This is a genomic window from Streptomyces tubbatahanensis (assembly GCF_022699385.1).
Lineage (GTDB): Bacteria > Actinomycetota > Actinomycetes > Streptomycetales > Streptomycetaceae > Streptomyces > Streptomyces diacarni.
The window spans coordinates 2,387,676-2,399,433 of record NZ_CP093846.1 but is presented as its reverse complement, the minus strand read 5'-3'; the positions used below and the strand labels follow the sequence as shown (position 1 = coordinate 2,399,433).

Here is an 11,758-nt window from a genome sequence, read left to right as displayed (position 1 = left end):
ATGCGAGGCATGCGCAGTACGCGAGGCGTGAGTGACCTGCGAGCCCAGGGTGGCCCGCGGAGCCCGCGCGGAGGGGGCCGCAGCGCCAGGGTCGGGGCGGGAGCCGCGGCGGTGGCCGCGCTCGCCACGGCCGCGCTCGCGGTCGCGGCACAGCCGGTCGGTGCCGAGACGGCCGCCGCTGAGCAGGCCGGGGCGCGGCAGGCCGCGGCACCGGCCCGGGCGGGCGCGGGGCCCGAGCTGGGCAAGTGCGGGACGGGAGAGCTGTGCCTGTGGAAGCAGGCCCGGTTCAAGGGCAAGCCGCGGACCTACGAGCTGCGCGGGATCGACATCGAGAGCTGCACGCCGGTGCCGGACGGGGCCGCCGTCGAGTCGGCGGCCAACCGCACAGGCCGCCCCGTCACGCTTTACCAGAGCGAGGAGTGCGCGGAGACGGCGGAGTTCGACACCTACCCGTCCGGCTCCTGGACGCCCGAGCTGCCCTACAAGGCTCGCGCGTTCAAGGTGTGGGAGCACTGAGATGCGCACCGCGCGCAGGGCTGCCGCCGTGGCACTCGGCGCGGCGCCTGGCCGAGCGGCCGGGTGTGATCCAGCACGGGAGCGCGCCCGGCCGCCAGGCCGGTGCGGGAAGCCGGCCGGCTTCCCGCACCGCGCGGCGGACTCAGGCGTCGCCGCCCGCGGTGCCCGGGTCGGCCGACGCCACCTCGAGCAGGTCGTAGCGGTCGATCGCCTGCTTGAGGGCGGAGCGGTCCACCTTTCCCTCCCTGGCCAGTTCGGTCAGCACGCCGAGCACGATCGACTGAGCGTCGATGTGGAAGAAGCGCCGGGCGGCGCCACGGGTGTCGGCGAAGCCGAAGCCGTCCGCTCCCAGCGACTGGTAGGTGCCCGGCACCCAGCGGGCGATCTGGTCGGGCACGGCCCGCATCCAGTCGGAGACCGCCACCTTGGGGCCTTCCGCCCCCTGGAGCTTGCGCGTGACGTAGGGGACGCGCTGCTCCTCCTCCGGGTTCAGCAGGTTGTGCTCCTCGACCGCCACGGCCTCGCGCCGCAGCTCGTTCCAGGAGGTCGCCGACCACACGTCGGCCTTCACGTCCCACTCGTCGGCGAGGAGGCGCTGCGCCTCCAGCGCCCAGGGCAGCGCCACCCCGGAGGCGAGGATCTGCGCGGAGTGGGTCCCCCGCTCGCCCGCCCGGTAGCGGTAGAGGCCCTTGAGGATGCCCTCGGCGTCCACGTTCTCGGGCTCGGCCGGCTGCCGGATGGGCTCGTTGTAGACGGTGAGGTAGTAGAAGACGTCCTCACCCTGCGGGTGCTCCTCGCTGGAGCCGTACATCCGCCGGAGCCCGTCCTGGACGATGTGGGAGATCTCGAAACCGAACGCCGGATCGTAGGCGACGACGGCCGGGTTCGTGGAGGCGAGCAGCTGCGAGTGGCCGTCGGCGTGCTGCAGACCCTCGCCGGTCAGCGTGGTGCGCCCGGCGGTGGCACCCAGCACGAAACCGCGTGCCAGCTGGTCGCCCATCTGCCAGAACTGGTCGCCGGTCCGCTGGAAACCGAACATCGAGTAGAAGACGTAGATCGGAATCAGCGGCTCGCCGTGGGTGGCATAGGCCGACCCGGCGGCGATGGCCGCGGCGATGCAGCCCGCCTCGGAGATGCCGTCGTGCAGCATCTGCCCGGTGGGCGACTCCTTGTAGGCGAGCAGCAGCTCGCGGTCCACGGACTCGTACAGCTGCCCGAGCGGGTTGTAGATCTTCGCCGAGGGGAAGAAGGAGTCCATCCCGAAGGTGCGGTACTCGTCGGGCGCGATCGGCACGAAGCGCCTGCCGACCTCCTTGTCCCGCATGAGGTCCTTCAACAGCCGTACGAACGCCATGGTCGTGGCGATCTCCTGCTGCCCGGATCCCTTCTTCAGCGCGGCGTAGGCCTTCTCGTCCGGAAGCTGGAGCGGCTTGGCCCTGTTGATCCGTGTCGGCACGTAGCCGCCGCACTCCTGGCGGCGGTCGTGCATGTACTGGATCTCCTCCGAGTCCCGGCCCGGGTGGTAGTAGGGCGGCGCCCCCGACTCCAGCTCCTTGTCCGGGATCGGCAGGTGCAGCCGGTCGCGGAAGTGCTTGAGGTCGTCGGCCGTCAGCTTCTTCATCTGGTGCGTGGCGTTGCGGCCCTCGAAGTTGGGGCCCAGCGTCCAGCCCTTGATCGTCTGCGCCAGGATGACGGTCGGCTGCCCCTTGTGCTCGGCCGCGGCCTTGTAGGCGGCATAGACCTTGCGGTGGTCGTGTCCGCCGCGGCCGAGATGCAGCAGCTGGTCGTCGGTCATGTTCTCCGCCATCGAGCGCAGCCGCTGGTCACCGCCGAAGAAGTGCTCGCGGATGTAGGCGCCGCTCTCGGTCGCGTAGGTCTGGAACTGCCCGTCCGGCGTGGTGTTCAGCTTGTTGACCAGCACACCGTCCCGGTCCTGCGCCAGCAGCGGGTCCCAGGAGCGGTCCCACACCAGCTTGATCACGTTCCAGCCGGCGCCCCGGAAGTAGGACTCCAGCTCCTGGATCACCTTGCCGTTGCCGCGCACCGGCCCGTCGAGGCGCTGGAGATTGCAGTTGATGACGAAGGTGAGGTTGTCCAGTCCCTCGCGAGCCGCCAGGGACAGCTGTCCGAGGGACTCGGGCTCGTCCATCTCGCCGTCCCCGAGGAAGGCCCACACCCGCGACGTGGAGGTGTCGGCGATTCCCCGAGCCTCCATGTAGCGGTTCATCCGCGCCTGGTGGATCGCCCCGATCGGGCCGAGGCCCATGGAGACGGTGGGGAACTCCCAGAAGTCCGGCATCAACCGCGGGTGCGGATAGCTGGAGAGGCCGTGGGGCGCCTTGCTCTTCTCCTGCCGGAACCCGTCGAGCTGCGCCTCGGAGAGCCGGTCGAGCAGATAGGCGCGGGCGTAGATGCCGGGGGAGGCGTGCCCCTGGAAGAAGACCTGGTCGCCGCCGTCGCCCTCGTCCTTGCCCCGGAAGAAGTGGTTGAAGCCCACGTCGTACAGGGAGGCGGAAGAGGCGAAGGTGGCGATGTGCCCGCCCACCCCGATACCGGGGCGCTGGGCGCGGGAGACCATCACGGCCGCGTTCCAGCGGGTCGCGTTCAGGACCTTCCGCTCGATCTCCTCGTTGCCGGGGAAGAACGGCTCGTCCTTGGTCGCGATGGTGTTGACGTAGTCCGTGCTGCGCATCTCCGGAACGGCCACGCGCTTCTCGCGGGCGCGTTCGATGAGCCGGAGCATGAGGTAGCGGGCGCGTTCCCGGCCTCGCTCGTCGACGGCGGCGTCGAGCGAGTCGAGCCATTCCTGGGTTTCTTCGGGATCGAAATCCGGGACCTGGCTGGGAAGGCCGCCAATGATGATCGGGTTGCGATCGGATCCGGAAGCCACGCTGTTCCTTCGCTGTATCGGTCGTGTGGTGCTCTGCGAGCCGGGCGGCGGCGCACGCCGTGCCTTCCTGCCGGAGGGGGCCTCGCGCCGCCTCCATCGTGTACCGCTGGTGCTGTGACGTCATCTGTACCGAGAGGTAACCCGGCGGATCCTGAGACGGGCCGGCAGCCGGGTCGCGCTCGGGCGACGAGGCGGTCAAACCGCCACCTTAAGCCCATCGGGGATGCGGGCCCGCTCTCCGCTCCGACCACCCCAAACGTCCGTTCGGCCCCGGGTGCACCCCTACGGCTCCCCCGGCACAGCCGGGGCAAACCTGGCGGATCGCGGCGATCGCAATGTGGCCCGAACCACTCTCGATCAGGCATTGTGGGATGACACGTCAACGTTTGTGCGGGATCGACGGCCGGGTACTTGCGTGATCCGGCCCGCCCGTGTGGACTACGGCCCATGCTTCGCGTACGCGCGAGGCTCAACCCCATATTCGCAAGACATGACTGGAGGCAATCCGTGAGCGCGACCGCGGACCACGCGGAGGAGCGGACCAACCCCGCCGCAAGGCTGGGTTTCCAGCCCGGACAGGTGGTCCAGGAGATCGGCTACGACGACGACGTCGACCAGGAGCTCCGCGAGTCCATCGAGGAGAGCACCGGCACGGAGCTGGTCGACGAGGAGTACGACGATGTGGCCGACGCCGTGGTGCTGTGGTTCCGCGACGAGGACGGTGATCTGACGGACGCGCTGGTGGACGCGATCACGATGATCGACGAAGGCGCACCCGTCTGGCTGCTGACCCCGAAGACGGGGCGCGAGGGCTACGTCGAGCCCAGTGAGATCGGCGAGGCGTCCAAGACCGCGGGCCTGTCCCAGACCAAGAGCTTCAACGCGGCGAAGGACTGGACGGGCAGCCGCCTGGTCACCCCGAAGGGCGCTCCGAACAAGCGCTGAGCGACGGCGCGACAGCGCCCCCGTCGCCGCGGGCACCCCGCCCTGTGCATGTCCGTGCATGCGAGCCGGCCCCGGTGCGACTCGGATCCCTCCGCGCCGCACCGGGGCCCGACGTGTGCCCCGAGCGCCACGGACCTCGGCGCCTTGGGGCGGGCCCTCCGCGCCCGTCGGCCCCGGTAGCCCGGGCCACCGGGCGTCCACGTCCGGACAGCACGTGGTGATCGAGACGTCGCGGTGCTTCGCTCCCGGAGCCCCTGTCCCTGAGAGGCCCGGCACTGGATCTTGAGCCGATCCGGCCCGAGTCGCCGCCCGGCGGCTGCGGTGACGCCTCCGGAAGGCTGAGGCGGCGGCCTCGCGCCGGCCGTCCGCGTCGTGGTTGAGCGCGCCCCTGCGAGCGGGCGCCCCGTGACTCGAACGAGGCACGGACCGACCCGGCAGCGCCCGTGCCCCCGCACGAGTGCCCCGGACGCCTGGCCGCGCCGACCGGGGCGGTGCTGACCAGCCCCGGACCCCACTTCGCGAGCGCGCTCGGCGCGGGCACCTGCTCGGTGTGAGCACCGGCTCGGGCCGGAGCGCTGGCTCAGAGCTGTCTCCTCACCGAGGCTCCGCCGTCGAGCACCCGACCGCCCCGAGGCTGCGACTTCCCGCCCCGACTGCGAACCTGCGGCGTGTGGCTCCGGCACCGATCTCTCTGTTCCCTGTGGTGCGCGGTCTCCCCCCGCTAGCCCGGTGCTTGCTCCGCAGCGCCTGATTCCCGACATCGACCCTGACCGCGCCCGGACGGCAACCGGGCCGCGTCCCGGACGACAAGCCAGGCCCCGCCCCGGGCGCAGCCAGACCACGCCCCGGGTGGCAGCCGGGTCCACCTCGCGCGGCAGCCAGGCCCGTGCCCCGGGTGGCAGCCAGCTGACGTCCCGGGCGGCCACCGGGCCGCGCCGCGCCTCGGGTGGCAGCCGGGTCCAGCCTCGGGCGGCCACCTGGCCGCGCCCCGGGCGGCCACCTGGCCGCGCTTCGGGTGGGCCGGCGAGTCAGGCCCCGTCCCGGGTGGTAAGTCATGCCGCGCCCCAGGTGGTAGCGGGTCCTCGGGCGGCGACCAGGTCTCGCCCCGGATGGCAGCTGGGCGGCCACCGGGCCGCGCTTCGGGTGGGCCGGCGAGTCAGGTCCCGTCCCGGGTGGCGAGCCATGCCGCGCCCCAGGTGGCAATGGGCCCCCGGGCGGCGACCAGGTCTCGCCCCGGATGGCAGTCGGGCGGCCACCTGGCCACGTCCCGGGCGGCCACCTGGCGGCAAGCCACAGGCCCTGCCCCAGGCGGCGGCGGGCCCCTGGCCGCGAGCCAGGGGGCCCGCCGCGGCAGCTAGGCCGCACCCGGGGTGGCAGCCGGGGGGGGGACCGGGGCTGCCGCCCCTCCGTCCCCCCTGACCGCCGCCCGGCGGTCAGGGGCTGGTGCATAGGGTGGGGGCAACTTTGTCCCGTCCACCGAAGGGAATGTGCCAATGGCGATCGAGGCCGGCACCAAGGCCCCCGACATCGAGCTCAAGGACCAGCACGGCCAGGCCGTGCGGCTCTCGGACTTCCAGGGCAAGAAGAACGTCGTCCTGCTCTTCTACCCCTTCGCCTTCACCGGGGTGTGCACTGGTGAGCTGTGCGCCCTGCGGGACGAGCTGCCGCAGTTCGTCAACGACGAGGTGCAGCTGCTCGCGGTCTCCAACGACTCGCCCTTCGCGCTGCGTGTCTTCGCGGAGCAGGAGGGTCTGGAGTACCCGCTGCTGTCCGACTTCTGGCCGCACGGTGAGGCCTCGCGCGCCTATGGCGTCTTCGACGAGGAGAAGGGCTGCGCGGTGCGTGGCACTTTCGTCATCGACAAGGAGGGCGTCGTCCGCTGGACCGTGGTGAACGGTCTGCCCGACGCGCGGGACCTCAACGACTACGTCAAGGCTCTCGAGAGCCTCTGAGTACGTGCGTCACCGCACGCCACCGCCGTCTCGCCGCGCCGGGACGGCGCTTCCGGGCGCCCCCGGTGACGCCCGGTGCAACCCGGATCAGCTCGGTAAGAGGGCTGTGTCCCGGGGAACCGCTCACTAGGATCGAATCGTTGATCTGACGGCATCCGAAAACGGGGGCACGCAGTGCTCCTCACGAACAACTGACCAGGAGGACTCGTGGGAGTCAGCCTCAGCAAGGGCGGCAACGTCTCGCTGACCAAGGAGGCCCCGAACCTGACGGCGGTCATCGTCGGTCTGGGATGGGACGCGCGCACGACCACCGGCGCCGATTTCGACCTCGACGCGAGCGCCCTGCTGACGAATCCGGAGGGCAAGGTCGGCAACGACCAGAACTTCGTGTTCTTCAACAACCTCAAGAGCCCCGACGGCTCGGTCGAGCACACCGGTGACAACCTCACCGGTGAGGGCGAAGGCGACGACGAGGTCATCAAGGTGAACCTCGCGGGAGTGCCTGCCGACGTCGACAAGATCGTCTTTCCCGTCTCGATCTACGAGGCGGAGAGCCGTCAGCAGAGCTTCGGCCAGGTGCGCAACGCCTACATCCGCGTCGTCAACCAGGCGGACAACAACGAGCTGGCGCGCTACGACCTCAGCGAGGACGCGTCGACCGAGACGGCCATGGTCTTCGGGGAGCTCTACCGGCACGGTGCCGAGTGGAAGTTCCGCGCTATCGGCCAGGGCTACGCCTCGGGCCTGCGCGGTATCGCGCAGGACTTCGGCGTGAACGTCTGAGGAACCCAGGGCGGGTACCTCGCGCCCCGCCGGCCCGAGTGTCGGGCCGGCGGGGCGCGCTGCCAGGGACCGGCAGCCACGGGCGCCGCAGGCTTCCGTAACCGGGAGGTGTGCGGCGCCCGCTGGTACGGACACACTGAGGGCACCGCGGGGCATCGCGGGGCACCACGGGGCACCGCTCCGGCCGCACGCGGACCGGAGTGGACCGAAGTGGCCGCCAGACGCAAAGCGCCGCAACGAGTGTGGGCCCACAGACGCGCACGCCGCTCGGGCTGTGGGTCGGGAGGCGGAGAAGGCCGGCCGTCGGGCCGGGAGACGGAAGAGCCGGCCGTGGGCCGGAAACGAGAAAGCCGGCCGTGGGCCGGGAACGAGAAAGCCGGCCGTGGGCCGGGAACGGGAGAGCCGGGGCTAGCCGGAAGAGCCGGGGAGAGGAACATCGAACATGAGCGTGACGCTCGCCAAGGGGGGAAACGTCTCCCTCTCGAAGGCCGCACCGAATCTGACCCAGGTCCAGATCGGTCTCGGCTGGAAGGCCCGTTCCACGACGGGTGCTGATTTCGACCTCGACGCCAGTGCGCTGTTGTGCTCGGGCGGCCGGGTCATGGGTGACGAGTACTTCATCTTCTACAACAACCTCAAGAGCCCCGAGGGCTCTGTGGAGCACACCGGCGACGAGCTGGTCGGTGGCACGGGCGGTGGGGACGACGAGACGGTCCTGGTGGACCTGTCGCTGGTCCCCGCCCAGGTCGACAAGGTGGTCTTCCCCGTCTCGATCTATGACGCGGAGAACCGCCACCAGACCTTCGGGCAGGTCACCGACGCCTACATCCGGGTCGTCAATCAGGCTGACGGTGTGGAGCTGGCCCGTTACGACCTGACGGAGGACGCGTCCTCGGAGACGGCGATGATCTTCGGGGAGCTCTATCGCTATAACGGGGAGTGGAAATTCCGTGCAGTCGGCCAGGGTTACGCCTCAGGGCTGCGGGGCATCGCTCTAGACTTCGGCGTCAATGTCGCCTGAGGGCCACTGATGTCTTCGACGCCTTGGTCGTCTTCGATGCCTTGGTCGTTTTCGACATCTCTGTCGTCTTCGGGCGCTTTTGTCGTCACGGCCGGCTCGGCCGTCATGGCGTTTTGTGAACACACGTAGACCGGATACCGGATTGGGAAGCCAGTGCTCCTGAAAACCTTTGGCTGGTCCTTCGGCGTGACAGCCGTCGGACTTGCCGCAGCGGCGTTCTTCTGGGGGTGGGAGGCGTTCGCCCTCGTGGCGATCCTGTCCATCCTGGAGATCTCGCTGTCGTTCGACAACGCGGTCGTCAACGCCGGCGTGCTGAAGAAGATGAACGCCTTCTGGCAGAAGATCTTCCTCACGATCGGCATTCTTATCGCGGTATTCGGCATGCGGCTGGTCTTTCCGGTCATTATCGTCGCGATCACCGCCCAGGTAGGCCCGATCGAGGCCGTGCAGGTCGCGCTCGACAATCCGGACCGCTATGAGCAGCTGGTCACGGACGCGCATCCGGCCATCGCCGCGTTCGGCGGGATGTTCCTGCTGATGATCTTCCTGGACTTCATCTTCGACGAGCGGGAACACACGTGGATCAGCTGGCTGGAGCGTCCGCTCTCGCGGCTCGGTAAGGTCAACGGCCTCTCCGTCTGCATCGCGCTGATCGCGCTGCTGGTGGCCGCCACCACTCTGGCCACCGCAGCCCACCAGCACGCCGGCGCGCACGCCGACAAGTCCGGCACGGTGCTGCTCGCCGGTATCGCGGGCTTGATCACGTATCTGATCGTCGGCGGCCTCTCCGGGCACTTCGAGGACAAGCTGGAGGAGGAAGAGGAGCGCGAGCAGGAAGAGGAGGAAGCGGCCAAGCGCGCGGGGAAGAAGCCGACGGCCGTCGGGCTGGCGGGCAAGGCCGCCTTCTTCATGTTCCTCTACCTGGAGGTGCTGGACGCCTCGTTCTCCTTCGACGGGGTCATCGGCGCCTTCGCGATCACCAACCACATCTTCTGGATGGCGCTCGGTCTGGGCATCGGCGCGATGTACGTCAGGTCGCTCACGGTCTATCTGGTGCGCCAGGGGACGTTGGACGACTACGTCTACCTGGAGCACGGCGCGCACTACGCCATCGGTGCCCTGTCCGTCATCCTGCTCGTCACGATCAAGTTCCAGATCAACGAGGTGGTCACCGGTCTGGTCGGTGTCGTACTGATCGCCCTGTCGTTCTGGTCCTCGGTGCGGCGCAACCGTGCCATCGAGGCTGCTGGGGGAGAAGGCGGCGACGGGGACGAGAGCGAGCAATCCGAGGCGGCCTCGCGCGTGTGACCGGCTGAAGAACGAGGAACGCTCCCAGCGGGGCGGCTTCGCGGTGGTGCGGACCCTGTCGGGTCCGCGGCGCCCCGGAGCCGCCCCGTGGCGTGAGTGGGCGTTCCGAGCAGGAGTTGGGGGTGCGGGATGGTCTCCCTGTGGGAGAACTGGCGGCGCGGTGTGGGCATGTCCCGGCGCGGACCGAAGTTCGACACGGTCGGCGGTCCTTCGACGTACGCGGTGGAGCTGACCAAACGGCACTCCGAGCTGTCGCTGACCAAGCAGGGTGCGGACAGCGGCAGCATGCGGGTCAATCTGTCGTGGCGGATGCGCAGTTCGGATCTGGACGGGCGCTCACGGAGCAGCGGCTCGCTGCGGCATCCCCTGCGGGCGCTGAGGCCGCACGCCGTGCAGGGGCACACGCAGGGGGTCGTCAACGTCGACCTCGACCTGGCGTGCATGTACGAGTTGGTGGACGGCAGCAAGGGCGTCGTCCAGCCGCTCGGCAACTTCCTGGGGGACTGGAACGCGCCGCCCTACGTCAAGCTCACCGGTGACGACCGGTTCGGCTCGCCGTCGGGCGAGACCATCTACATCAACCTCGACCACAAGGACGAGATCAGGCGGCTGCTGTTCTTCGTCTACATCTACGACGGCACCCCGGCGTTCGACCGTACGCACGCCATCGTCTCGATCTTCCCGAGCAATGGCCCCCGTGTGGAGGTCGGGCTGGACGAGCGGGCGCCGCAGGCGCGTTCGTGTGCCGTGCTGCTGATGGAGAACGTCAAGGGAGAGCTGCGGGTACGGCGCGAGGTGCGCTACGTCTACGGTTTCCAGGCCGAGCTGGACCGGCTCTACGGCTGGGGTCTCCAGTGGGGCCGGGGCTACAAGACGCAGAAGGTCTGAGGCACGGGCGGTACGGAACACGCGTGAGGGCCCCGGCCGGTACTGGCCGGGGCCCTGGTGCTGGTACGGGCGGGCTGGGGGCGCACTCACGCGCTGGTGACACGGGTAAGACCGAGACCTCGGCCCTTCATGCTCGGGTCCCTGCGAGGACGCGCACCCGCGTGTGGGGAGCCCTCAGCGCTGGGTGAGGAACTGCGGCCCCTGGGGCGGCAGCGCGAACGCCGGGTCGGGCTGCGGGTAACCGTAGGTGGGCTGCGGGTAACCGTACGCAGGCTGGGTCGTCGGAGGCTGCTGGGGCGGCTGGGGGTAGCCGTAGGCGGGCTGGTGGGCAGGCGGGGCCGGGATGGACTGGGCACCCTGCGGACCGAACGGCGGGGCTCCCTGCGGCGGCAGGGACGCCGTGGCGACGCCCGCCGCCACCCCCGCCGGGTCCGGCTGCGGGGTGGGCTGCGGCGGTTCGGGGGAGGGCGGCTGCGGCGGCGGGCCAGGATCGGGCGCGGGACCGGGGCCCGGGGTGGGCCCCGGCGGCGGTCCCGGCGGCACCGGCTCGGGCCGGGGCCCGGGTCCCGGAGGTCCGGGCGGTGGCCCGGGCTCGGGCCGGGGCGACGGCTCGGGCTGCGGCTCGGGCGGCACCGGGTGCGGTGAGGGCTCGGGGTGCGGTTCCGGCGGCGGCTGGGGGACGGTGCCGACGGGCGGCCGCAGGGCGAAGTCGTCGGCGCCGACGGTGTCGGGGCCCGGTACGTGGGCGACCGTGGCGTCGGGGTCCCGCTCGGGGCGCCGGGCCTGTCCCGGCGCGTTCCCCTCGGCGCCGTCCGTCTCGTCCACGGAGATGCCGAACTGAGTGGCGAGGCCGATCAGCCCCGTGTCGTACCCCTGTCCGAGGGCCCGGAACTTCCATCCGTCGCCGCGCCGGTACAGCTCGCCGCAGACCATGGCCGTCTCCGCGCCGGTCTCCGGTTCGATGTCGAAGCGTGCCAGCAGCTGTGCCCCTGCCGTGCCGTTCATGTGCGCGCTCCCTCCCGTGCCGCTGGCGGTGTCCGCCGTGCCGTTCCGCGCTCCCGCGTCGTGCAGCAGCAGCCGCAGCTCGCGGACGGCGGCGAAGGTGCCGCCGTCCGCCGAGGCGGCCAGCAGTACGCGGTCCACGGTCTCGTCCAGGGCCGCCAGGTCCGCCTCGACGGTGTCCCGCAGCCCCTCCGGCTCGCGCTTCTTGGCGAGGTGCCGTACCAGCCCCGAGGGGTGCCGGGGCTGGTTGTAGAAGACGAAGTCGTCGTCGGTTCTGACCCGGCCGTCCGCGCCCAGCAGCAGCGCTGAGGCATCGACGTCGGGCACGCCGGTACCGGGCGCCCAGCAGAGCACGGCACGCACGGCCGTGGTCTCCAGCTGGATGTTCGAACCCTTCGTCATCGCGTGCGTCATGTCTTCATCCTGCCCCCGCGGACACGGCCGCGACAACGC

Annotated in this window: 9 protein-coding genes; 7 read left to right on the top strand and 2 right to left on the bottom strand. The window is 70.6% G+C overall.

Features of this window, described 5'->3' with window-relative positions:
- Positions 1–9: 9 nt before the first annotated feature.
- Positions 10–516 (top strand): peptidase inhibitor family I36 protein, encoded by a 507-nt coding sequence (locus MMF93_RS10330; protein WP_423835393.1) that lies wholly within the window; start codon positions 10–12, stop codon positions 514–516.
- 142 nt (positions 517–658) lie between these two features.
- On the opposite strand, the gene aceE is transcribed toward MMF93_RS10330, so the two are convergent.
- Complete coding sequence (aceE, locus tag MMF93_RS10325) at positions 659–3,406, bottom strand: pyruvate dehydrogenase (acetyl-transferring), homodimeric type (RefSeq protein WP_242750893.1); 2,748 nt, start codon at positions 3,404–3,406, stop codon at positions 659–661.
- Positions 3,407–3,913: 507 nt separating this feature from the next.
- Here aceE and MMF93_RS10320 point away from each other — a divergent pair.
- The 6 genes from MMF93_RS10320 (at position 3,914) to MMF93_RS10295 (ending at position 10,303) form a co-directional block, all read left to right on the top strand.
- Entirely contained in the window at positions 3,914–4,351 is a 438-nt protein-coding gene (locus MMF93_RS10320; protein WP_114018372.1) for a DUF3052 domain-containing protein, read from the top strand.
- Positions 4,352–5,844: 1,493 nt separating this feature from the next.
- The gene (locus MMF93_RS10315) at positions 5,845–6,303 is read left to right on the top strand and encodes a peroxiredoxin (protein ID WP_242750891.1); all 459 of its coding nucleotides are present in this window, start codon (positions 5,845–5,847) and stop codon (positions 6,301–6,303) included.
- Between the two features lie 207 nt (positions 6,304–6,510).
- Positions 6,511–7,086, top strand: coding sequence for a TerD family protein (locus tag MMF93_RS10310; protein WP_114018374.1), 576 nt, complete (start codon positions 6,511–6,513; stop codon positions 7,084–7,086).
- Positions 7,087–7,528: 442 nt separating this feature from the next.
- The gene (locus MMF93_RS10305; RefSeq protein WP_114018375.1) at positions 7,529–8,107 is read left to right on the top strand and encodes a TerD family protein; all 579 of its coding nucleotides are present in this window, start codon (positions 7,529–7,531) and stop codon (positions 8,105–8,107) included.
- 153 nt (positions 8,108–8,260) lie between these two features.
- Positions 8,261–9,415 carry a DUF475 domain-containing protein gene (locus MMF93_RS10300; protein WP_242750890.1) on the top strand — a complete coding sequence of 385 codons (1,155 nt, stop codon included), beginning with the start codon at positions 8,261–8,263 and terminating at the stop codon, positions 9,413–9,415.
- Between the two features lie 129 nt (positions 9,416–9,544).
- Positions 9,545–10,303: a TerD family protein gene (locus MMF93_RS10295; protein WP_242750888.1), complete on the top strand. Its 759-nt coding sequence runs from the start codon at positions 9,545–9,547 to the stop codon at positions 10,301–10,303.
- Between the two features lie 174 nt (positions 10,304–10,477).
- On the opposite strand, the gene MMF93_RS10290 is transcribed toward MMF93_RS10295, so the two are convergent.
- Entirely contained in the window at positions 10,478–11,719 is a 1,242-nt protein-coding gene (locus tag MMF93_RS10290) for a TerD family protein (RefSeq protein WP_242750887.1), read from the bottom strand.
- Positions 11,720–11,758 lie beyond the last annotated feature (39 nt).